The sequence below is a fragment of the Blautia sp. MSK.20.85 genome (assembly GCF_013317245.1).
Classification (GTDB): domain Bacteria; phylum Bacillota; class Clostridia; order Lachnospirales; family Lachnospiraceae; genus Blautia_A.
The window spans coordinates 1-23403 of record NZ_JAAIUN010000003.1 but is presented as its reverse complement, the minus strand read 5'-3'; the positions used below and the strand labels follow the sequence as shown (position 1 = coordinate 23403).

The 23403-nt window shown below is 46.3% G+C and carries 23 protein-coding genes and 1 pseudogene; 4 read left to right on the top strand and 20 right to left on the bottom strand.

Features of this window, described 5'->3' with window-relative positions; all coding sequences use genetic code 11:
- Positions 1–86 precede the first annotated feature (86 nt).
- Positions 87–2003 carry an ABC-F family ATP-binding cassette domain-containing protein gene (locus G5B12_RS02330; protein WP_174087674.1) on the top strand — a complete coding sequence of 639 codons (1917 nt, stop codon included), beginning with the start codon at positions 87–89 and terminating at the stop codon, positions 2001–2003.
- Positions 2004–2048: 45 nt separating this feature from the next.
- Here the strand turns inward: G5B12_RS02330 and G5B12_RS02325 are convergent, their stop codons facing one another.
- Both G5B12_RS02325 and G5B12_RS02320 read right to left on the bottom strand, forming a co-directional pair.
- Positions 2049–2825, bottom strand: a complete 777-nt coding sequence (locus G5B12_RS02325; RefSeq protein WP_021977730.1) for an inositol monophosphatase family protein — start codon at positions 2823–2825, stop codon at positions 2049–2051.
- 34 nt (positions 2826–2859) lie between these two features.
- Positions 2860–3726, bottom strand: a complete 867-nt coding sequence (locus G5B12_RS02320; protein ID WP_021977729.1) for a pyridoxamine kinase — start codon at positions 3724–3726, stop codon at positions 2860–2862.
- A gap of 92 nt (positions 3727–3818) precedes the next feature.
- Here G5B12_RS02320 and pdxR point away from each other — a divergent pair, with 92 nt between their 5' ends.
- Positions 3819–5171, top strand: coding sequence for a MocR-like pyridoxine biosynthesis transcription factor PdxR (pdxR, locus tag G5B12_RS02315; protein WP_174087673.1), 1353 nt, complete (start codon positions 3819–3821; stop codon positions 5169–5171).
- Between the two features lie 60 nt (positions 5172–5231).
- Here pdxR and G5B12_RS02310 read toward each other — a convergent pair whose 3' ends face one another.
- The 15 genes and pseudogenes from G5B12_RS02310 to tnpA all read right to left on the bottom strand — a co-directional run bounded on the left by G5B12_RS02310 (position 5232) and on the right by tnpA (position 20521).
- Positions 5232–5873, bottom strand: a complete 642-nt coding sequence (locus G5B12_RS02310; protein ID WP_118064295.1) for a precorrin-8X methylmutase — start codon at positions 5871–5873, stop codon at positions 5232–5234.
- Entirely contained in the window at positions 5870–7396 is a 1527-nt protein-coding gene (locus tag G5B12_RS02305) for a cobyric acid synthase (protein WP_118064298.1), read from the bottom strand. Before G5B12_RS02305 ends, G5B12_RS02310 begins: the two co-directional genes overlap by 4 nt.
- Complete coding sequence (gene cobD / locus G5B12_RS02300; protein ID WP_021977725.1) at positions 7381–8433, bottom strand: threonine-phosphate decarboxylase CobD; 1053 nt, start codon at positions 8431–8433, stop codon at positions 7381–7383. The genes G5B12_RS02305 and cobD overlap by 16 nt, the downstream gene beginning before the upstream one ends.
- Before the next feature lie 53 nt (positions 8434–8486).
- Positions 8487–9461, bottom strand: coding sequence for an adenosylcobinamide-phosphate synthase CbiB (cbiB, locus tag G5B12_RS02295; RefSeq protein ID WP_118071474.1), 975 nt, complete (start codon positions 9459–9461; stop codon positions 8487–8489).
- Entirely contained in the window at positions 9448–10851 is a 1404-nt protein-coding gene (locus G5B12_RS02290; protein WP_021977723.1) for a cobyrinate a,c-diamide synthase, read from the bottom strand. The genes cbiB and G5B12_RS02290 overlap by 14 nt, the downstream gene beginning before the upstream one ends.
- Positions 10848–12824 (bottom strand): bifunctional cobalt-precorrin-7 (C(5))-methyltransferase/cobalt-precorrin-6B (C(15))-methyltransferase, encoded by a 1977-nt coding sequence (locus G5B12_RS02285; protein ID WP_021977722.1) that lies wholly within the window; start codon positions 12822–12824, stop codon positions 10848–10850. Before G5B12_RS02285 ends, G5B12_RS02290 begins: the two co-directional genes overlap by 4 nt.
- On the bottom strand, positions 12817–13548 hold the full coding sequence (cobJ, locus tag G5B12_RS02280; RefSeq protein ID WP_118071477.1) for a precorrin-3B C(17)-methyltransferase: 732 nt from the start codon (positions 13546–13548) through the stop codon (positions 12817–12819). Before cobJ ends, G5B12_RS02285 begins: the two co-directional genes overlap by 8 nt.
- Positions 13541–14629: a cobalt-precorrin 5A hydrolase gene (locus tag G5B12_RS02275; protein WP_174087672.1), complete on the bottom strand. Its 1089-nt coding sequence runs from the start codon at positions 14627–14629 to the stop codon at positions 13541–13543. The genes cobJ and G5B12_RS02275 overlap by 8 nt, the downstream gene beginning before the upstream one ends.
- A 3-nt stretch (positions 14630–14632) precedes the next feature.
- Entirely contained in the window at positions 14633–15391 is a 759-nt protein-coding gene (cobM, locus tag G5B12_RS02270) for a precorrin-4 C(11)-methyltransferase (protein ID WP_021977719.1), read from the bottom strand.
- Positions 15392–15394: 3 nt separating this feature from the next.
- Positions 15395–16096: a precorrin-2 C(20)-methyltransferase gene (cobI, locus tag G5B12_RS02265; protein ID WP_118064311.1), complete on the bottom strand. Its 702-nt coding sequence runs from the start codon at positions 16094–16096 to the stop codon at positions 15395–15397.
- Between the two features lie 49 nt (positions 16097–16145).
- Positions 16146–17339, bottom strand: a complete 1194-nt coding sequence (gene cbiD, locus G5B12_RS02260; RefSeq protein WP_174087671.1) for a cobalt-precorrin-5B (C(1))-methyltransferase CbiD — start codon at positions 17337–17339, stop codon at positions 16146–16148.
- A gap of 55 nt (positions 17340–17394) precedes the next feature.
- The gene (locus G5B12_RS02255; RefSeq protein WP_021977716.1) at positions 17395–18735 is read right to left on the bottom strand and encodes an MATE family efflux transporter; all 1341 of its coding nucleotides are present in this window, start codon (positions 18733–18735) and stop codon (positions 17395–17397) included.
- Between the two features lie 431 nt (positions 18736–19166).
- Positions 19167–19619 (bottom strand): annotated as a pseudogene (locus G5B12_RS02250) (transposase domain-containing protein); the annotation flags it as partial.
- Positions 19620–19769: 150 nt separating this feature from the next.
- On the bottom strand, positions 19770–20114 hold the full coding sequence (gene tnpB, locus G5B12_RS02245) for an IS66 family insertion sequence element accessory protein TnpB (RefSeq protein ID WP_119636218.1): 345 nt from the start codon (positions 20112–20114) through the stop codon (positions 19770–19772).
- On the bottom strand, positions 20108–20521 hold the full coding sequence (gene tnpA / locus G5B12_RS02240) for an IS66 family insertion sequence element accessory protein TnpA (RefSeq protein ID WP_173759467.1): 414 nt from the start codon (positions 20519–20521) through the stop codon (positions 20108–20110). Before tnpA ends, tnpB begins: the two co-directional genes overlap by 7 nt.
- Positions 20522–20676: 155 nt before the next feature.
- Here tnpA and G5B12_RS02235 point away from each other — a divergent pair, with 155 nt between their 5' ends.
- Positions 20677–21129 (top strand): YolD-like family protein, encoded by a 453-nt coding sequence (locus tag G5B12_RS02235; RefSeq protein WP_174087670.1) that lies wholly within the window; start codon positions 20677–20679, stop codon positions 21127–21129.
- Positions 21130–21303: 174 nt separating this feature from the next.
- Positions 21304–21495: a DUF6219 family protein gene (locus G5B12_RS02230; RefSeq protein WP_055247149.1), complete on the top strand. Its 192-nt coding sequence runs from the start codon at positions 21304–21306 to the stop codon at positions 21493–21495.
- Positions 21496–21560: 65 nt separating this feature from the next.
- On the opposite strand, the gene G5B12_RS02225 is transcribed toward G5B12_RS02230, so the two are convergent.
- The 3 genes from G5B12_RS02225 to gloA2 form a co-directional block, all read right to left on the bottom strand.
- Positions 21561–21866, bottom strand: a complete 306-nt coding sequence (locus G5B12_RS02225; protein WP_174087669.1) for a DUF6809 family protein — start codon at positions 21864–21866, stop codon at positions 21561–21563.
- Between the two features lie 111 nt (positions 21867–21977).
- Positions 21978–22766 carry a hypothetical protein gene (locus G5B12_RS17365; RefSeq protein ID WP_244096023.1) on the bottom strand — a complete coding sequence of 263 codons (789 nt, stop codon included), beginning with the start codon at positions 22764–22766 and terminating at the stop codon, positions 21978–21980.
- 23 nt (positions 22767–22789) lie between these two features.
- Positions 22790–23173, bottom strand: a complete 384-nt coding sequence (gene gloA2, locus G5B12_RS02215) for an SMU1112c/YaeR family gloxylase I-like metalloprotein (RefSeq protein ID WP_174087668.1) — start codon at positions 23171–23173, stop codon at positions 22790–22792.
- Positions 23174–23403: the final 230 nt, after the last annotated feature.

The window sequence follows — 23403 nt, the reverse complement described above, 5'->3', positions numbered from 1 at the left end:
CTGGCGGTTTCCGTTATAATAAGTGGAGGATTTTCCCTGTTTATTTACTATTCAGGGATAATTCTTTATACAGGAGGACAGTTTTTATGATTTTATCATGTCAGAATATATGCAAAGCTTTTGGCGAAAAAGTAATTTTAAATGATGCATCTTTTCATATTGAAGACCGGGAAAAGGCAGCTCTTATCGGATGTAACGGTGTTGGAAAGACTACTCTTCTTCGTATCATCATGCAGGAGATTTCCGCGGATTCCGGCACGGTAGTACTTGCCCGGGACAAAAATATCGGCTATCTTGCCCAGTACCAGGATATCCACGGACACCATACCATCTACGAAGAGCTTCTTACCACCAAACAGCATATTATCGATATGGAACGCCGTATCCGTAATATGGAGCAGGAAATGAATACCGTAAAAGGCGATGACCTGAACCGCCTGATGGAGACATATACCCGCCTCACCCATCAGTTTGAACTGGAAAACGGCTATGCTTACAAAAGTGAGCTCACCGGTGTCCTGAAGGGTCTTGGTTTCACGGAAGAAGATTACGACAAACAGATCGAGAAACTTTCCGGAGGCCAGAAAACCCGTGTGGCACTTGGAAAGATGCTTCTCTCCAAGCCGGATATCCTTCTTCTGGATGAGCCTACCAACCACCTGGATATGGAAAGCATCTCCTGGCTGGAAACTTATCTTCTGAATTATCCGGGAGCTGTTTTCATCGTTTCCCATGACCGTTATTTTCTGGATAAAGTCGTCACCAAAGTTGTGGAGATCGAAGCCGGACAGACACGTGTCTACAGCGGCAACTACTCCGCCTATGCCCTTAAGAAGGCGCAGCTGCGCGATGCCCAGTACAAGGCGTACTTAAACCAGCAGAGAGATATCAAACATCAGGAAGCAGTCATTGCCAAACTGAAATCTTTTAACCGCGAAAAATCCATCAAGCGTGCAGAAAGCCGCGAGAAGATGCTGGACCGTGTACAGCGTATCGAAAAACCTCTGGAAATCCAGGACCGTATGCGTATTTCCCTGGAACCGCGTGTATTAAGCGGAAATGATGTACTCCATGTGGAGGAACTTTCCAAATCCTTCCCGGGGCAGACCCTGTTTTCTGATATTTCTTTTGATATCAAGAGAGGGGAACGTGTAGCTCTTATCGGCAATAACGGAACCGGAAAAACAACGATGCTGAAGATCATCAACGGACTTATCGAGGCAGATGCCGGCAAGTTTTCCCTGGGTTCCAAAGTTCAGATCGGATATTATGACCAGGAACATCATGTTCTTCATATGGATAAAACTATTTTTCAGGAAATTTCCGACACGTATCCAACTCTTACCGAAACAGAGATCCGAAATATGCTTGCAGCATTCCTCTTTACCGGGGATGATGTATTTAAAGAAATCTCCGCACTTTCCGGTGGAGAAAGAGGTCGTGTTTCTCTTGCCAAGCTGATGCTTTCCGAAGCCAATTTCCTGATCCTGGATGAGCCTACCAACCATCTGGACATTGCTTCCAAGGAAATCCTCGAGGAAGCGCTGGTAAGCTACACCGGTACCGTCCTTTATGTCTCTCACGACCGTTACTTTATCAACCAGACCGCAACCCGGATCATGGAGCTTACCAACCAGGCCGTAGTAAATTACATCGGTGATTATGACTATTATCTGGAGAAAAAAGAAGAGCTGACCAGTGCTTACGCTCCGGGAAGTGACTCTTTGGAAGCGCCATCAGAAGAAAAGGCCGTTTCCGAAAACAAGCTTTCCTGGCAGCAGATGAAAGAAGAACAGGCCAAAAAAAGAAAGCGGGAAGCCGAACTGAAAAAAGTAGAAGCCCGCATTGAAGAACTGGAAACAAGAGACAGCGAAATTGATGAAACCATGGTTCTCCCGGATGTCTGTACTAACGTTGCGGAATGTACCAAACTGAGCCGTGAAAAAGCAGCTATCGCCGAAGAACTGGAAGAACTTTATGAAAAATGGGAAGAGCTGGCCTGATGGTCAGCTCTTTTTGCCGGTTGATCCGGCGCTACATCTGTCCGTTTATAACAGTTCCTTCAGAAGATTCTCTTCAAACTGAGGCACACAGGCAAGAATGTCTTCATTTTTAAGATAAGATGGTTCTTCACCTTTCCAATTCTTTACTACACCGCCGGCTTCACGGAGGATAACTGTTCCCGCGGAATAATCCCAGGGTTTCAGGTCACGTTCAATATATCCATGCTCTCTTCCGCAGGCAACATAACACATGTCAAGTTCTGCAGAACCGGTACGTCGGAAATCCCCGCATTTCATAAAAATGCTGTAAAAAATGGGAAACAGATTTCTGGCTTCCTCTTTTTTATAAGGAGTGGAACCATAGGAAATAACCGCATCACCAAAATCCGGAGTATCCGATACCTGGATCTTTCTGCCATTAAGATAAGCACCTTCCCCTTTTGCCGCCTGGAACATTTCATCAGTAAAAGGATTGTAAACAATTCCAAAAACGATCTCGCCTTTTTCATAAAGTCCCAGTGCCACAGCACTCATATGAAAATCACGGATCAGATTGGTGGTTCCGTCAATAGGATCAAGGATCCAGTAGGTTTCCTCCTTTGAAAGCCCCAGATTCTCTTTCTCTTCCGCGATCAGGGAAATTTCCGGAAAAACCTTTCCAAGTTCTTCTTTCAGAAAGTTCTGTACAGCCAGATCTACATTTGTCACATAATTGGCAGCACCTTTTATCATCACTTCTTCCTCATCCATCTCTTTCAGGATAAGATCTTTTGTCTGTTTTACAAGATCTGCCACTTTTTTCTGTTCTTCTGCAGAAATCATTCTATTTCCTCCTTCACCATAAGCCATTTCTGATCTAACGGATCAGTCTGCCAAGCTGCTGTTCGAAACATACACCATCATTACGGTCTGTTCCCTCTTCCACTGCGTCCCGGATAGAAGCAGAGATAAAATCCACTGCCATGTTTACACAGTTTTCCATAGGATATCCCTTCACCAGCCCCGCACTGAGTACAGAGGCAAAAAGATCTCCGGTACCGGAATAACTGCCACCTGTTTTCCCGGCGAATACCCAGGAGCACTTTTCTTTTTCCAGAACAAGATTTCCCATTTTCAGTGGCTCGTCCTCTTCCCGGTGATCCACTCCGGTGATCACGACCGCAGGAAGAGAAAATCTCTTTGCAAGTCTGTATCCGGTTTCCCTGATCTGTGCCAGCCGTTCCTCACCGGAAAAACTCTGAAATTCCTTCCAGATTTCTTCCATTTTATTTTTCCCATAAAGAAGGAGCAATGCTTCTGTCAGATTTGGGGTGATCACATAGGAACGTCTGGCCAGTTCCCGAAATCTGCTGCAAAGTTCTTCTGTATAGATGGGATAAACTGCTCCGTCATCTCCCATTACCGGATCTGTCAGGATCAGCGTATCCTCTCCTGCAAATGTATCAATAAATTTCAGGATCTTATCGGCCTGTTTCTCATCCGAGAGAAATCCCGTGTAAATTCCGTCCGGAACAAATCCTCGTTTTTTCCATTCTTCCATATATGGAGCCATATGTTCTGTAAAATCTTCACAGAAATAGGTTTCATAGCCTGTCTGATTACTTAAAACAGCGGTGGGAAACGGACATGCCTGCACTCCCATCACCGAGATCACGGGAATTGCCGCTGTCAGCGAGCACTTTCCCAGCCCGGAAAGATCATTGATCACTGCTATTTTCTTCATCTCACTTCTCCAGTCTTGAGTTTTTTTCTGTATTATTATAGAATGAATTGTCAGGTTTACGCAATCATTTTTGGAAGGAAATTATCATACCTATGTTAAATATATCCACAGAACACAAAAAAGAACATCTCTACCTGGAGGTTTATCATTATTACCGGAAACTGATCATGGAAGAACGTCTTCTTCCGGGCAGCAAAATGCCATCACTCCGTAAATGCGCCCAGGAACTGAAATTAAGCCGTACCACTATAGAAAATGCATATCTTCAGCTTGCGGCAGACGGTTATATCATTGCCAGGGCACAGAGTGGTTATTATGTCACAGACATTGCCACCAAACAGCATCCTGTCATCCTGGAAAAGCATTCCGAAAACATGGTTCCCTGCCTTTATGATTTTGCTTCTTCCGGTGTTGACCGGGAGAGTTTCCGTTTTGATCTGTGGCAGCGCTATATCAAAAGTGCTCTCCGTCAGGATAACCGTATGCTTTCCTACGGAGAACCCCAGGGGGAAAAAGATCTCCGGGAGGTTCTTTCAGATTATATCCGGGAACGGCGAAATGTGATCTGTTCTCCTGACGATATCGTGGTAGGTGCCGGACTTCAGAGCCTTCTCCAGATCCTCTGCCCTCTGATCCGGGAGAGAAAAACCGTTTCATTCCCTACCCCGTCATTTATCCAGGGCAGTACGATTTTTGAAGATTACGGATTTGATGTCCATTACCGGGACAAAAACTGCGATGTGATCTATGTTTCCCCTGCCCACATGACCAAGTGGGGAGAGATCATGCCGGTGAAACGGCGTCTGGAACTGATCCATCATGCGGAAGCAAACAACCACCTTATCATTGAAGATGATTTTGAAAACGAATTTGTTTACCTGCAGAAACCTACTCCTTCTCTCTTTGGACTTGCAGGCGGGGAAAATGTTGTTTATATTGGTTCCTTTTCCAGACTTCTGCTGCCTTCGATCCGTGTAAGCTTTATGGTACTGCCTTCATCCCTCCGGGAACTGTATGCCCCCAAAGCTTCCTTTTATAATCAAACCGCTTCCAAGGCAGAACAGATTGCTCTGTGTCAGTTTATCCGTGACGGACATCTGGTTTCCCAGACAAGAAAGCTTCGCCGTCTGTACGCCCAGAAGCTGAAATCTCTTTCCTGTGCGGTACGGGAAGTCTTCGGAACAGACTGCCAGATCAAAACAGGGGCCGCCGGAACCAGTCTGGCTCTTACAATTCCCTGCACTGTCAACGGTAAAACACTGAAAGAGGCAGCTCGTGCAGAGGGTATGCGTCTGGAAATCCTGAAAGAAACTTCCAGTGACATTACCCTGGTTCTTTCCTGTTCTTCCATTCCCGTAAAAGATTTTCTGCCTGCATGTCAGCTGTTGAAAAATATTTCAGACAACTGCTGCAGCTTTTCTGCTTCTTCGGACATCCTTTCATAAAAAAAGGGCCTTCGCTGCTGTTTCTGAAAAAACAGACCACGAAGGCTCTTTCTTTATTCTTTAATCTCTTCGATTATCGATCATATAAAGCAGTGCATTTACAATACATGCGGCTATATTACTTCCGCCTTTGCGTCCTTTTGCAACAATATAAGGCACATCTGCGTGCATGATCAGTTCCTTCGACTGCACTACATTCACAAATCCGACCGGAACACCAATAATAAGCTCCGGAGAAATTTTTCCTTCCTCGATCAGCTCATAAAGGCGGACCAGTGCAGTAGGCGCATTTCCAATGGCAAAGATCAGCTTCTCATCCATTTCTGCTGCTTTATCCATACAGGCAGTGGCTCTTGTAGTCCCGTTTTTTTTCGCAAGAGCAGCCACATCCTCATCTGACATAAAACAGTACGCTTCTCCACCGTAACGTGCAAGCGCCCGCTTATTAATACCCGCTTTTGCCATCTGGGTATCTGTGACAATGCACGCACCATTTCTGATCGCTTCCATTGCTTTTTCCACGGCACCATCCGAAAAGCAGAGATTTTCTGCATAGTCAAAATCCGCACTCGTGTGGATACAGCGTTTTACGATCAGTTCTGTTCCCGGGATCAGCGGTGTATCCCCAAGTTCTTCTGTAATGATCTCAAAACTTCTTTTTTCGATCTCCATGGGTTTTACATTTTCAAGCTCAACTTTCATTTCTGTTCATCCTCCGTAATCCCGTTTTCCAGTATCTCATATATTTTTTTCATATCCAGATGCTTCCGAAGCTCAGCTGCCAGGATATCATACTGCTGCTCTTTAAATGCCGCAAAATCCACCCCTGTCATATTCTCCACATCAATTCCTTTTTTTTCACCGATAACACGGATCATGGCTTCTGCTGATGCTTCCTTATCAAAAATGCCATGGATATACGTTCCACAGACATTTCCGGAAAAAGCACCTTCTTCTTTCTTTTCGCCGCTGACACTGTCTGTGATCCTGGTGACAGTTCCGGCATTTTCTTTCAGGATACTCTCTCCCATATGGATCTCATAACCCTCAACCTCTGTACCGGAAAGCGGTGCGAACACTCCGGAAAGCTCTCCAAAATGTCCCTGTACTCTTGTCCTTGTCTTCTTTTCGGCAAATACCGTCTCCATTGGGAGCAGGCCCATTCCCTTCATGGAACCTCCGTTTTCAACACCATGAGGATCACTTAATGTCTCCCCAAGCATCTGATAACCGCCGCAGACGCCAAAGATCAGCTTGCCTCTGGAAGCTTCCTTTAAGACTGCCGCCTCCATTCCGCTCTCCCGCATCCAGATCAGATCACCCATGGTATTCTTCGTTCCCGGAAGAATGATCATATCCGGCGAATGGAGATCTCTCGGGTGCTTCACATAACGCAGGGAAACTCCCGGAATACTTTCAAAAGGATTAAAATCTGTAAAATTGGAGATCCTTGGTGTACGGATCACCGCAATATCAATAACTCCGGCTTCCTGCTTCCGGTCAAAACGCTCCGTCAGGCTGTCTTCATCTTCTACCTGGATATCCAGATAAGGAGCCACACCGACCACCGGGATCCTGCTTCTCTCTTCCAGCATTTCCACACCCGGGTCCAGAATGGTCTTATCTCCACGGAACTTGTTGATGATCAGTCCCTTAACCATCGCCTTTTCGTCTTCTTCCAGAAGTTCCACTGTACCGATCAGCTGTGCAAAAACGCCTCCCCTGTCAATATCACCAACAAGGAGGACCGGTGCCTTGGCCATTTTTGCCATTCCCATATTTACGATATCTTCATCTTTAAGATTGATCTCTGCCGGGCTTCCTGCACCCTCGATCACAATAATGTCATTTTCTTCGGCAAGGGCATTGTAGGCTTTCATAACATCCGGAACCAGTGTTTTCTTATATTTAAAATAATCTCTGGCACTCATGGTCCCCAGAACTTCCCCGTTTACGATCACCTGGGAACCAACATCATTGGTAGGCTTCAAAAGGATGGGGTTCATAAGAACCGAAGGTTTGATCCCGGCTGCTTCCGCCTGCATGACCTGAGCCCTTCCCATCTCCAGACCATCCTCTGTGATAAATGAATTCAGCGCCATATTCTGTGATTTAAAAGGAGCCACGCGATAACCATCCTGTTTAAAGATCCTGCAAAGCCCTGCAGCAAGCAGGCTTTTTCCTGCATTGGACATGGTTCCCTGTACCATTATTGCTTTTGCCATAATATACCTCCCTCAAGTACTTCGATCAGTCTTATATTCTCCTCATGACGCTTCACCGCAACCCGGTAATAACCTTTTTTCAGACCAGGATAATTGCTGCAGTCACGGATCAGTATTCTCTTCCGCAAACAGAAATCAAACAATTCTTCCGGGCCTTTAAAGAAAATATAATTGGCCTCTGACGGAAATACCTGATATCCGATACGGGTCATCTCCTCTTTCAGCCACTGTGCTTCCTGAAAAACAAGCTGCCGTCCCTTTTCCACATACTCCGTCTCTTCAAGTGCCTGGATTCCTGCTGCCTGTGCCATGGTGGAAACGTTCCATGGCTGAACGCACAGTTCCATTTTTTCCAGAAGTTTTCTGTTGGAACAGAGGCCATATCCAAGACGTACACCGGCCATAGCATACCGTTTTGTAAATGCTTTCAGGATAAAAAGATTGTTAAATCCGGAAAGTGAACGTTTCAGAGAATACTCCTGCGGCTCTTTTACAAAATCAAGAAAACACTCATCCACAACCAGAAGGATCTCAAGCTTTCTGCATTTTTCCAGGATTTTTTTCAGAAGCCTGTGTGGGATCAGCATGCCGGTAGGATTGTTGGGATTGCATAAAAAAGCTATATCCAGACCTTTATGGAGGATATCCAGATACGAATCACCCAGTACAAATCCGTCATTTTCTGTGAGCATATAATATTCCAGCTCACACCCCATACTTGCCAGTGCCTGTCCGTACTCTGCAAATGTAGGCGCAGGGATCAGTGCCCTTTTGGGATTTACCGCACGGCAGAGCGTAAAGATCACCTCTGCCGCCCCGTTTCCGCAGACAATTTCTTCTTCTTTTACACCTTCATACTCTGCGATTTTTTCCCGGAGAAGGCTGCACCCCACCTGAGGATACTGTGCAATATGATCCAGACTGCGGATAATGGCCTGTTTCACACGTTCCGGTGTCCCAAGCGGATTTAAGTTTGCTGAAAAATCCAGGCAGTCTTTATATTTATATACGTCTCCCCCATGTATGTGTTTTGTCATTGGTCATTCTCCTGTCTGTTCTGTAATTGTCTTCTCTGCTTTTTCACAGTCTGTTAAAGAAACATCAAACGGATTCCTGCACTGATCGCCGCAAAAACGATCACGCCCAGCACAGATGCCGCATACATCAGACGGTTGGCTCTCCTGATATCTTCCGGCTCCACCGGACGGATCGGATCACCAATCGTAGGTTTTTCATATAATTTTCCAAAATAATATGCATTTCCAGCAAGCTGTACATCCAGAGCGCCCGCCATGGCAGCTTCGGTCTGTGCGGAGTTGGGACTTGCATGGTTTCTCCGGTCTCTTCTGTAGATCTTTGCCGCATTCTTCGTATCCATCCCTGTAAAAACAGTTCCTGCTACCATCAGCCAGCCGGAGAGCCTGGCAGGGATATAATTTGCCACATCATCCAGTTTGGCTGCAACACGGCCAAAGTACAGGTATTTATCATTTTTGTATCCCAGCATGGAATCCATGGTATTGATGCCTTTGTACAGAAACATCAGCGGCACACCACCAATGGCCATATAAAGCATGGGCGCGATAACACCATCCGAAGCATTTTCCGCAACTGTTTCCACTGCTGCTTTTGTCACACCGGTTTCCGTAAGCTCTTTGGTATCACGGCCAACGATCATGGAAACCGCATAACGCGCCTCATCCAGTGTCCCGTTTTTCAGGCTGTCATAAACTTTCATGCTTTCATCTTTCAGAGAACGGGTGGCAAGCAGCTGATAGCACCAGAATACCTCCAGCACAAAACCGGCCACCGGCAGAAAACGATAAAGATAATAAAGGACCAGAAATGGCACACCACCACTGAACAGACAGATAAGAACTACGGTCACAAAGCCTCCTGCCAGCTCTCCTCCATGACTTTTCGGAAAAATCTTCCGAATGGCTTTCTCCAGTACCGTGATCAGATTTCCGATAACACAGACAGGATGGTACAGCCATCTGGGATCCCCGATAAGAAGATCCAGCACAAATCCAAGGATCAGTGCCAAAAGACTATATTTCAGCATCTTTTTTCTGCCTCCGTTCTTTTTTATATTCCAGCGCATTTTTAAGGAAATGTACGGGAACTTTCGGATTTCCATAATAATAAAGATGGGGAAATCCTGCCATCAGCCGTCCCTCATAATGCATACAGTCCCAGCCTCTTGTGGATGCCGGTTTGGATGCATGAAAATCGGTTCCGCAATCTGTGGAGTCAAAATAATGGAATTCATGAGCCGGGATCTCACCAAGGCCGGAATCCTTTTTTTCCGTAAGAGTAATATATCCAAATCTGGTCAGTTTCGGTGTACGGAAAGATCTTCCCGGGATCACGCCGCAGACTTTGCGGAAATTTCCCTCCATATCTTCCATTTCCTGATGAAGATACATAAAACCGCCGCATTCCGCCAGACAGGGCATTCCACCTTCCACGGCCTTCCGTATCGAGCTGCACATCTCCTGGTTTTCCTCCAGGGCTTTTCCATTCAGCTCCGGATAACCGCCACAGAGAAGAAGCCCGTCCAGATCCCCGGGAAGCTCTGTATCATGGATCGGGGAAAAATGTACCAGTTCTGCTCCCATCTGTTCCAGCAGGCTTAAATTATCTGCATAAAAGAAACAAAACGCCTCATCGTCCGCCACACCGATCCGCACCTTTTCTGACGAGCGATATCCAAACGCACTGTCTTTCCGGATAAGATCCGAAAATTCCGGTATAGATAGTTCTGGTGCTTTTCCTGCCAGTTTCAGGATTCCGTCAATATCCAGTGTTTTTTCCAGTATTTCCGAAAGTTTCCCCAGCCTGTTTTTAAGTTCCGGGATCTCTTCCGGAAGCACAAGACCCAGATGGCGGCTTTCGATCACACAGTCCTCCACTTTCGGGACATATCCCAGCACTTTTACAGAAAGCTCCTCTTCCAGAAGTTTTTTCATCCGGGGATACAGCATTGGAGACATCTGGTTAAAGATCACGCCCTGGATATGACTGTCGTTTTTATATTCCAGAAAGCCTTTCACATAGGCAGCCAGAGACACACTCATCCCACGACTGTTTACGATCAGGATCACCGGCGTATCCGTAACAGAAGCCAGATCATAGGCACTGGCTCTGGATGTGGTGCCTCCCACACCGTCATAATATCCCATAACGCCTTCCATTACCGCAATCTCACAGTCTCCGGCATTCTTTGCCAGAAGATATCTCGTACGATCTCCATCTGTAAAAAAAGTATCCAGGTTCCTGGATTTTGTTCCGATCACACGGCTGTGGAACATCGGATCAATATAGTCCGGTCCGCATTTAAAAGATGCAGTTTTTAACTTCCGGTTCACCAGTGCCTGAAGAAGTCCGCAGGTGATCAGTGTTTTTCCGCTTCCGCTGGCACCTGCCGCGAGAAGTATCCTTGGAATCTTCACCGAATTTCCTCCCCTCTTCCACTGCAGGAAATGATATAAATAGGATTCTCTCCCATCATCATATGATAGCGCCCTATGGATTTGGATCTTGCCGCCGCAAGCTGCACAATATCCACATCTTCCAGTCCAAAATCACGGATGGCATTCATGGCTTCTGTCACAGTTTCCAGGGTAATACAGTTGATCACGATCCTTACTTTCGGATTTTTTTCCAGAAGAAGGTTTATGATATCCTGCATATTTCCGGAAGATCCGCCAATAAACGCATGAGTCGGAGCAGGAAGTTCTGTCATGGCTTCCGGCGCCACTCCCGGTATGATCACAAGGTTATCCACCGCGAATTTCTTTTTATTTTCTTTCAAAAGAGCAAGGGCATCTTCTTTTTTCTCAATGGCATAAACCTGGCCCATCCATGCACGCAGAGCCATCTCTACAGACACGGAACCTGTGCCCGCACCCACATCATAGCACACCGAATCTTCGGACAGGCGAAGCTTGGAGAGAGAGACGGTACGCACTTCCTCCTTGGTCATAGGCGCTTTTCCACGGAGAAATTCTCCATCACTGATCCCATGGACTGCAGACAGTGGCGTAGCCTTTTCATTGCAGGCAGTCACCACACTCAAAGCATCTCCACGATACTCTGTAAGGTTTGCCGCCTTATCATGAAAGATCTTCTCGTTTTCGTAGGAAAGATTTTCTCCCACATAGAGCGTCACATCTCCCATTCCATAATATACAAGCCTGGATGCCAATACAGCCACTCCGTCTTCTGTTCCGAGAATCGAAAATACTTTTGGATTATGGCGTATCAGGGAGATCAGATTACAGTTCCGTCCATGAGCACTGACGATCTTCGCGTCATCCCAGGAAAGACCGATCTTCGACATAAAATATACCACAGAAGAAATTCCGCAGATCACCTCAACATTGCCATCCAGCTGATCGATCAGCTTCTTCGCACCACTGTAAAATCCCACATCGCCGGAAAGGGCGATCGCCACCGTACGGTACTTCGGATGTTCCCTGATGTACTCCACGATCTTTTCGCTCCGATATTCATGAAGAACCATCTGACCGGGTTTCTGCACTGCTTCGGTCATACGTTTCGCCCCGATAAGAAGTTCAGCCTCATTGAGCGCTTTTTTTCCCTCCAGCGTCAGCGTCTTCTCTGCTCCCATGCCGATTCCCACAAGAGAAATCTTCTGAGACAGCGTAAATCCAAACATTTTTGAAAGAAATACTCTTGCATCCTGCAGGGAAAGCCCCTCTTCTTTCAGAGGTCTTCCAATGATCACAGGAGTAACCCCGCAACGCTGGCAGGCCTCCATCTTCTCCGGAAATCCTCCCGCAAGACCGGTATCTTTTGTCACCAGATAACTGCACTGAAACTGGCGCAGCATCGCTTCATTGATCTCAGCGGAAAACGGCCCCTGCATTCCTATGAGGTGTTTTCCCTCGATCCCAAGTTCCGCACAGGAGCGGATCACAGAAGGAATGGACAGGACTCTGGCAAATAAACGCTCTTTATAATCCGGAATTCCTGTAAATTTCGCCAGTTCCTTACTTCCTGTTGTAAGAAAAATATTTCCCTCTGTACCGGAAAGAAACGCTGCCGCTTCTTCTGTGCTTTCCACATAGATGGCTTCACTGTTCTTCTCTCCTTCAGGGCGAAGGATCCGCTGATACAAAACACCTGCGCTCTCACAGGCTGTGCGGATATTTTTCGTTACTTCCGCAGCATAAGGATGAGTGGCATCCAGAACGATCTCCGGGTTCTCCTTACGGAAAAGTTCCTCCATATCCTCTGTTTTCAGCCTGCCGGCACTGACATGAAGAAATTCATTTTCCTGTAGAAGAGATCCGCCATATTCCGTAGCTGCACATGCATAAACAGAAACCCTGTTCTCCGCAAGAAACTCACAGAGTGCATAACCTTCTGTCGTGCCTGCAAAAACAATGGCTTTATACATTTTTATATCCTCTTGGTGTTACCATTTTACCATTGATATTTTTGGTCTGGGAATTTCCCACAAAAACAGTGGTAAACATATCTACTTCTGTATCCCGGAGTTCTTTCAGGGTCATTACCTGTGCATGTTCTCCGTCACGGGCGATCTGTGCAACCGTACCGCAGACAGTATCCGGAGATTTGTATTTCATCATCAGATCGCATGCTTTCTGAAGATAATCTTTACGCTTTCTGCTGGAAGGATTATAGAGACACACTACAAAATCTGCCTGTGCGGCCGCCAGAAGTCTTGCCTCGATCTTTTCCCATGGTGTGAGAAGATCGCTCAGGCTGATCAGGCAGAAATCATGGATCAGCGGTGCTCCCAGGACTGCCGCTCCTCCCGTGGCTGCTGTCACACCTGGAATGATCGTCAGCTCCACGTCCGGGTAATTTTCTCCGACTTCATACATCAGTCCTGCCATTCCATATACACCGGCATCCCCACTGCAGATCATGGAAACAGTTTTTCCTTTTTTTGCTTCCTCAAAAGCAAGGACACAGCGGTCTACCTCTTTTTTCATGGGTGTGGTCATAAATTCTTTTCCTGCAAAATATTCTTTTACAAGATCCACATATACTGTATAACCGATGATCACATCACTTTCATTTAATGCACGGATCGCTCTTCCAGTCATCTGGTCGTATGCGCCCGGTCCAATTCCAACAACATAAATCTTACTCAAAACGTATCCTCCGATTTCCGGCTGCAAGAGCGGTAGTCACACCGTCCCGGCCTGTTTTTTTTCTGATCAGGGTTCCCTGTCCGGATGCAAGCACTGCGCTTCTCTCACAGACATTGTCAACTCCCGTTATTTTTTTCACAAATTTTGACGGAGTAAACTCTCCTTTTACTGTCTTCAGTTCTTCTTCCGTGAACGTCTCAAAAAGAAGATGCCAGGATTCTGCCAGGGAAAGCAACCCTGGTTCCTCTTTTTTCAGGTCGATGCTGGCTATGGAATGTAGCGCTTCCTTATAAAGATCTGCTTCCTGCAGGCATTCGATCGCTGCGCTTTGAATTGATGCAGCATCCTTTCCCTTCCGGCATCCCATGCCAAGAACTGCTGCCGGGGGAACTACATGTACGGTGTTGGTAAATGGCAGACAGCTTCTGTGCAGAGTGACCGCGATACCTGTTTCCGGCACTTCCCCGGCTGACGCATTCCTCTGCCCTGTCCCTGTCGTTGATGGGATTCCGTCTTTCCCACAGAGTACCAGCCCGTCCGGCAGATCGCCTTCCCATGGAAATTCACTGTAAAAACCGATCTTCTCTCCTGCAAGCAGTGCGGCAGATGCTTCCTTGGCCGCTTTCATATGGAAAATGGCACACCCGTTCTTTTTTGCAAAAACATCTACTGCAAAACGGCTGTGAAGATCTGTCGCCGTAGTCACCACCGGCGTAGCGTGAAGATATCCGGCACAGCGGACCGCCAGCTCATTGGCTCCCCCAAGATGTCCGGAGAGAAGAGAAATCACAAACTGCCCGCACTCATCAATTACCAGAACTGCAGGATCTGTTTTTTTCCCGGCAATATACGGTGCAATGCTGCGAACGGCAATTCCACAGGCCCCGATAAAGATCACGCCATCTTTTCCCGCCTGAAACTGTTCCCCGGCCCACTGGGAAGTGGAGATGGAAACAGAATCCGGGAGATAACGGCTTTTTTTTGCAAGAGTGACCTGCTCCCCTTCTGTTTTCAGTGCTTTCTGAAGTTTTTCCCCTGTCTCCAGCCCTGTCATACTGAAGCAAATGATGGAAATATTCATATTTTATTTCGTAGCCTCACGGAATTCTGTGGTAAATCCCGGATCATACAGCTTAGATCTGTCATAATGGGCAGCATTTACCGCATCACCTACCAGCATCAGAGCTGTTTTTGTGATATTGTTTTCTTTTGCTGTCTGAGCCAGTGTTCCCACTGTACAGATAAATTTCTTCTCATCCGGCCAGGTTGCCTTGTAAACAATGGCAGCCGGTGTATCTTCCCGGTATCCGCCCTCTACCAGTCTGCGGCTCAGTTCTTCCAGCATACCTGTACTGAGGAAAATTACCATCGTTGCGTTATGGGCCGCAAAAGACTGAATGCTCTCTTTCGCCGGTACCGGTGTTCTTCCTTCCATTCTTGTAATGATCACACTCTGGGAAATATCCGGAAGTGTATATTCCAGGTTCAGTGCGGATGCTGCTCCACAAAATGCGCTGACACCAGGACAGGAATCATACGGGATCCCTTTTTCATCCAGGATATCCATCTGCTCACGGATCGCACCGTAGATACATGGATCACCGGTATGAAGGCGGACTGTCATTTTTCCCTCTTTCTCCGCTCTCTCCATAACGGAGATTACTTCTTCCAGTGTCATTTTCGCACTGTTGTGGATGGTGCACACATCCTTGGAATATTCCAGAAGCTGAGGATTTACAAGAGATCCTGCATAAATGATCACATCCGCTTCCTCAAGATACTGTTTTCCTCTTACTGTGATAAGATCCGGTGCTCCCGGTCCTGCGCCTACAAAATGTACCATAATCTATTCCTCTCTTCTGTCTTTATTTTCTTTGATAATGATCAGAGAATAATATCCTGCATCCTCCGGGATCTCTTCTGCAGTTCTGTAGATCTTTTCATCCGGCATTCCGCAGTTTTCGATCATCATGGCTTCCGCTCCCTGAGCAAGAAGTTCTGCTTTCACATCTTTCATTTTCTTTCCGGCTTTCATGAGAACCTTGGTTCCCGGAAGTTTCAGGGCATCTTCGATCTGATAAGAAGCCGGAATCACATGAAGAGGCTCTGCCTTTTCCACAAGGCCCGTGTTCAGACGTGCGGAAACCGCGCAGAAAGATGTGATACCACAGACAATCTCTGTCTCATATCCCTGTGCCACAAGTCTGTGATGAACATAGAGATATGTGGAATAAACAGTCGGGTCTCCCAAAGTCAGAAACACCACATTTTTTCCCTGGTCAAGAACTTCCTTTACTTTCTGTGCCCCTGCATCATGATAACTTTTCAGAACTTCAGGGTCCTTGGACATTGGAAATGGTACCGCAAGAAGTTCCTTTTTTCCAAGCTCAGGATATGCTCCCTCTACGATCTTAAATGCTACTGTATCCTCCGGAACCTGTCCCGGAAGTGCGATCACCTCTGCCTCTTTTACAAGTCGGAGTGCTTTTAAAGTGAGAAGTTCCGGATCTCCCGGTCCTACACCTACACCGTATAATTTTCCTGCCATTTTTATTTCCTCCTGTTATATTTTTACGACAGGGATATATTCCTGTCTGTTATTCAGATTGTATCTTATGGATCAGTTTTTCCGCATCCCGAGTCTGTCCCAGAAAGCCATACACATTGGAAAACACCACTGCTCCCAGAAGGATCTGTTCATAAGACCTGTGATCCAGATAAAACTGTATCTTCTCCATAACGATATCCATCGTTTCTCTCAGAATCCCATATCTGTTAAGAACCTCCAGCGCTTCATCTGTAGTACCGGCTTTCAGGATCTCTCTGGCACATTCCAGTGGTCCTCCCGCACGGATAGCACTTGCACAGAGAACCTCCATCCTTCCATCTGCACAGTGAGAATGCGTGTTCATGATCCCGGCTGCAACTTTCACAAATTTACCGATATGCGCTACAAAAAGGATTCCTTTTACTCCCATATCGATGGCCATGTCGATCGTCTCACCTACATAATTGCTGCATTTGATATTGTTTTCAAAAGGGATGGTCATATGCTCCCGCAGATAATCCGCCCCGTAATTTCCAGGTGTTACCAGAATATATTTCTCTCCCTGGCAAAAATGCTGTTTCATCTCCACATGGATGCTTTCGATCAGGGCTTTTTCACTCATGGGCTCTACAATACCACTGGTTCCAAGAATTGAAATTCCTCCGATGATTCCCAGACGGGGATTAAAAGTTTTCTTTGCGATCTTCTCTCCCTCAGGAACCGATACCGTGAGCTTCAGCCCGCCTTCATAATCGTATTCCTGCGCCGCTTCTTCCGCTTCTTTCAGGATCATTGCCCGCGGGACCGGATTGATCGCCGCCTGACCAATCTTCTGCGACAGACCCGGTTTCGTGACACGGCCTACTCCGATGCCACCATCCAGAATGATCTGAGGACGGCCTGCACCGGTTCCGATATCTTCACAATTATCTGTTTCTGAATCCCGGCAGCAGATTTTTTCTGCTTTTACATACACCAGGATTCCGTTAGTCGTGTCCGGATCATCTCCCGCATCTTTCCGGACAGCACAGGAAACATAATTATCTCCACGAGTAATATCGTGAAGAGCCAGCGTAAGGGTGATACCCTTCGGAGTGGGAAGCGTTACCTCGGAAAGTTCCCTCCCGGATAACAGCATACGGACCGCACCACTGGCAGCCCCAGCCGCACAGGAACCGGTGGTGTAACCGTAGCGGAGGCGTTTGTTGTTTTTTATAATGTATTTGTTTTCCAGACCATTCATATGGGGCACCTCCTTTTTTTAATGAGTTTTTTGTAGGAAATTTTTTTCGTTTGTTCTAAATTACCTTATGCTCCAACCACTTGCGGCTGTGGAATCTCCATGTAAATATGATTCCGCGTACCGTCCAGTCCGCAAACATTCCGATCCAGACACCCATGGGACCAAATCCCAGGACACGGATGAGAAATACGCAAAGACAAAATCTGCAGGCCCACATGGTACAACAGGATGTGATCATGGAAAACTTCACATCTCCGGCCGCCCGGAGTCCATATCCCGGGACAAATCCCATTGTCCACACGAGGGGTTTCACAATGGTGATCCAGTTGATCATGTGGATGCACATGGCTGCACTCGTTTTTTCCATGCCACCCAGGATGGTGACCGGTCTGGCCAGAACGTAAACGATCAGGCAGCTTACGATAATTACGCATTCTGCGATAACGCAGAGTTTTTTTATGTAATAGACCGCTTCGTCTTTCCGTCCTGCACCCAGGCACTGGCCTACGATGGTCATCAGGCCTACTCCCACACCGATAGCCGCAATACCATTCAGATTCTCCAGGATATTTGTCATTGCCTGCGCGGCGATGGCTGTTGTTCCAAGCGTGGATACAGTAGACTGGATTGCCAGTTTTCCCAGCTGAAACATGCTGTTCTCGATCCCCGAAGGGATTCCAAGTCCCAGAATACGGCCGATCATGCTCCAGTCCGGGCGGATCTTGAGGTAATTACGGACAACAATAGGCTGACGGTCTTTTCGCAGCTGGTAGAGAACTACCACTGCACAGAAAATACGGGAAACCAGTGTGGAGACTGCCGCGCCGGCAACACCAAGATGAAATACCCAGATCAAAATGGCATTTCCACCAATATTCATAACATTGGAGATCATGGAAATCATCATAGGCCCCCTGGTGTTCTCCTGGGCGCGGAAAATAGATGCCGCGGAATCATACGCCGCAATAAACGGGAATGACAGTGCCGTAAAAAAGAAATACGTTTCCGAAGCACGCATAACATCCGCTTCTACAGCTCCAAAAATCAGACGCAGCAACGGTTTCTGAAAGATCAGACAGACCGCCGATACTGCCACAGAAATCGCCGTGATGATAAAAAGTACCTGTCTTGCTGACATATTGGCTTTTTCATAATTTTTCTGTCCGATATACTGCGCACAGACAATTGCTCCTCCGGCTGCCAGTGCTGAAAAAGCCTGGATCAGAAGTACGTTGATGGAATCCACCAGCGATACCGCAGAAAGAGCCGCAGATCCCACATTACTGACCATCATGGTATCTGCGGTTCCCATTATCGAATTCAAAATCTGTTCCAGCACCACCGGCACCAGAAGATTACGGATCATCCGGTTGGTAAACATATGCTGCTGTTCCATTAACTACATCCCCCGCATTTTCATTTATAATCTGATAAAATATTTGTTTATATTTTATCAGGTGTGTCATCTTTGACATTATAACCTTTTCTTGCAGTTTTTCCAATATGTTTTGTGTGTTTTTCTGCATCGGCGGAGTATATAATGCGAAAAGCCACAGAGATTTTTTCTCTGTGGCTTGTGGGAGATGATGTTTGTGTTAACAATAATTTCGTCTGCACCTATACCCCTTGGGTAACAATCCTTGTAAGGTCAATCCTCAATAATCAGTACCTGTTCATCTTAGCACATTTCTGAGATAATCGCTCCAACAACATTTCTAAACATGAATTCGTGCAATTCGCTCGATTTGCGCGATTCGCTCAAATGGCTCTAACATAAAACGTAAGCGCAAAATATTGCTACGTTACTCGTAAATTACGCTTGCACCAAAATGATAGATGCAAGCATTCTTTCCCAATACATTCCATCTGCGTTCCGCAGGTTGGACAGTTTCGCTCCTCCTCCGGAAGAGAAATGATCTCGTTGCAGGAAGGAACGTTTTTAAAGAGATCTGCATGTGTCCGTCTTGCTTTTCCCTTATGTTCCGGAACAGTGATGTCATCAGGAAGTTCTTGTTCCCATGTCGGATCTGCTTCCTGCTCGGCTTCATCAAAAAGATTCAACTGGCCATTGATATTTTTCCGTTTTTCACTGGAAGTACCAAAAAGTTTCTTCGTGAGATATTCAATCTGCTGATGAAGGTTTTCTTTTTCCAGCCGGTCTGCTTCCAATGTTTTTTGTAAAGACTGGATCAGTTCTGTCTGTGTGGAAATGGTCTTATTCAGTTGGTTGATCATGTCCTTGTACGCGAGTATTTTTGAATCTTTTGAATTACCAGCCATATGTTTTCTGCTCCTTTTTCACTGCTCTTATTGTACCATAAAAAGCAATGAAAAAGAAGCAGGAAACCCAGCATTTACAAGGGATTTCAGACATGATACAGGATGAAAAGCCCCTCCGTTTCTGTTGGCTGGCATAGATGTTTTACGCGATCATTCCGTAGGCTTGAATGCCTTTGGTTGTTCGATTTCAAGCCCGGACATGAGCCAGTCGAATTGCTGCCAGGTCAATTGTTTTACTTCCAACTGATTTCTGGGCCAGCGGAATCTGCCCTGGACTTCCATACGTTTATACAGCAGCACAAATCCGTCAGATTCCCAGAGCAAAGCTTTGATCCTGTCACAACGTTTTCCACAGAAAAGATACAGGGCACTTCGCCTTGGATCCATATGGAGTTGATTCTCTACAATAGCACACAGCCCGTCAATGGATTTCCGCATATCCGTTCTGCCTGTTACGATATAGATTTCATCGGCGGCTGTGATATCCCCTAACATTCCAACTCCTTCACAATGCGAAGCGTTTGAGCCAGAAGCTGAGGATCTGTTCCATTTGGTATTGTTAGATGAAAGCTTCCTACAGACAGCTTCATTGGCTCTGCTACAGAAAGGTTATTTCTTTCCGTAGCTGCCGGAATTATATTTAATGGCTGTTCATAAGGAATCGGGTCAGTATCATGAAAATCCACTCTGACAACTTCCTGGCTTTCTGGTGCACGATAGGTGCTTCCAGTTGACGCCGGCAAATCCACACAACCTTTCTGACGCAGTCTTTTTACCCAGTTGTAAAAAGTTCCTGGCTTGATATCATGTTCCACACACCATTGATGATCTGTCAATCCACTTTGACGGCATTCCATGATGAGACGGTATTGTTCTTCAGCAGGTATTCTTTTGCTTCTCATGAGCACACCTCCATAACTTGAATAGAGTAAAATGCTCGCATCTATCATTTCTAGCAAGAGAAAATGAAGTGAAATGCTTGCATTCTCTAATGATTATTATGGATTGATTTTTAGGGCAACACAATCCGTCGAATTATTTTGCGCTTACGGAGAACTTGTACTACAAGAACACACCGGAAGGCAGAGCCGTCCAAAGTAAGTATGGCAAAATCCTCCATGCCTCCCGCCCGGAGCCACCACATAATCATCCCCGTATGCCGATGTCAAATCGAGCTAAAATCTTCTCTCCGTTTTCCGCCTTACGAGGCTATGAGGATGAGATTGCTTCCGAGGGCAGAGACCACCTCAAAGGAAACAGAATCGAGCTGTCTGAAGAAGGCAAGGAAGTTCTAAATCAAAAGATCAGCCAGCTTTGGAAAGGTCAAGAGATCACAATAAAATATTTCACGGACGGCTACTATGAGAATGTAGCCGGAGTATTGGATGCTGTGGATGTGATAAACAAAGAACTACGAATTTACACAGGATTTATAAATGATACCGGCAAAGAGCTGCCGACCATTATTGCATTTAAGGATATATTAGAGATTGGGGTGAATATGACTTGAACTACTACTTTTGCGATTCCTGCCGCTACTGCTTCTCTGCTGAGAAACTGCCGGATCGATGCCCCGACTGCGGAGCGGTAGCACACGATAATAAAAAGGCAGTACGGCCGGCGAGTAAAACGGAAATCGAGGAATTGCTCAAAATACAGAAAGAAGATAAGGAGGACACACAAAATGAAAGCACATAAATATTGGTCACTTGGCGCACTTGCCTGCATGGCAGGATGCTTCTACACGGGCTGCAAAAAGCTGATGCAAGCTCACAAGTATTTCGCTTGCGGCTCTCTGGTCTGCATGGGTATGGCAATCTACTCCGGTCACAAAATTGCACCGAAGAAGAAAAAAGCTGAAAAGCCTGAAAAATAAGAACACACGCCCTCGCCGTAACAAGCGAGGGCTTTTTTGAACTTCGGGAGTTCATTTTATTTCCGTCACAAACTATATACTTCCATCATGAGTCGTATTCCGACTTTCAGACCTTCCTCAAAAGCGGTCTTCTCCCATGTGCAGCACACCGTCCCCTGCCGGTCCATAATCTTTTCCCAAAGTGGGATCTTATCGCCGACATAGTTTCCTTCCAAGCCACGCAGCCACTCTTCCAGTTCCTTTTCCTTGGCCTTTGCTGCTTTCCCGGCAACTGTGTTTTTCTCTACTGGGTTGTTCTCCGTGTAATGCTCGTAGATCAGATCCAGCAGATTCTCCACTGGCGGGTAATACTCCGGCTCTGTTTTCTTCAAATACTCCTCCAGCATTTCCTTCAATTTTTCTATAATGCTACCATCCTTCCCAACTGAGATTCACATCCTCAGTTACGGCACATCTTACCGTAGACTTTTGCACATAGCAACCTATTTTTTGCGGTCTTTAGGATGCCCCATCTTCTCCTTCACTTCATCCGGCACATCGATCAATCCGAACCGATAGAACATTCCGTAGATGTAAGTCACTCCCCGGATATCGCCCAGAGCTTTCGGGCGGTCTACCACTTCTCCTTTAATATTCTTCAGCGCCAGCAGCACTGAACTCCACGCTAGACTTTTACTCTTCTCCCGGCGGTCGATCCACAGTTCTTTTGTGTATTCGCCGTTCCTGCCTTTTTTAATTTGGTAAGAGAATGGCAAGCCGGAGTAAGTTTTAAATTGTATCCCGGCATAGGCCAAAACCACTCCCCAAAAGTTTTCTTCTGTCGGATCAACCCTCCACCGCTTCATTGCTCTGTATCTCCGCTGCCGTTCTGCTCCAACACTGATCTTCTCTTTTTCTGCTGTGCTTGGGAAGTACACACCTTTTTTATAAGGCAGGTACGAAGTGACAGAGGCTTTGGAAAGCTGAAGAATGTTTGCGGTTGAAAGTATGGAGGTTTTGTAGTCCTGTGTTTCTCGGTATTCTTCAAAAGTGTTTTTTACTTTTTCCGCCACTTCTGATTCATACACACCTGCCGTGATGAGCAGCTTCCGTACCTTGATGGGATTTAATCCCAGCTCATCGCCGATGGACTGCAAGGACATCTCAGAATCATAAAGCACCACAGCACTTTCCATCTGCTCTTTCAGGTTCTTCCCGGCATCGTACTCCGGCTTCAGCTTCTTCCGGCCACCGCCGGGTTTCCGGGATTTATATGCTCTTTTCTCTCCCATATCTCACATTGTCTCTCCATCCTTTACTCATGTAACTCCAGCGGCAGTCCATCCGGGTCATGGAAGAAAGTCATCTTCTTGCCAGTGTAATCATCCACGCGGATTGGCTCGCATTTAATCCCGACCTCTGCCAGCTCATTCACCGTCTGTTCCACGCTATCAACGCAGAATGCAAGGTGACGTAGGCCACAGGCCTCCGGGCGGTTCACACGCTTCGGCGGATTTTCCTCTGCAAAAAGCTCCAGTTCCGTGTGCTCATTGACACGCAGATCCAGCTTCCAGTCCTTACGCTCTGGACGGTAGTTCTCTCTAATAACAGAGAATCCCAGCTTGTTCACATAGAAATCCTTTGCAGCTTCGTAGTCAGATACGATTATTGCAATATGATGTATTTTTGATAAGTTCATTTTCTCACGCTCCATTTCTTTTATTTCTATTCAATCTTTATTTTCGTTACAAACTATATATCAGCCTTCAAAAAAAACCGTGTGAACTTCTGGAGTTCAATTTGTCCACACGGCATTTATTTTTCTTGGGTTCTTGTTTATCTCAGTTTTTCAAGAATCTCGTCCGCGCTCATGCTGAATAATCCGGGGTGAAATCCATCACCTGTCCGGCGTATGGAAATCAATGTTCC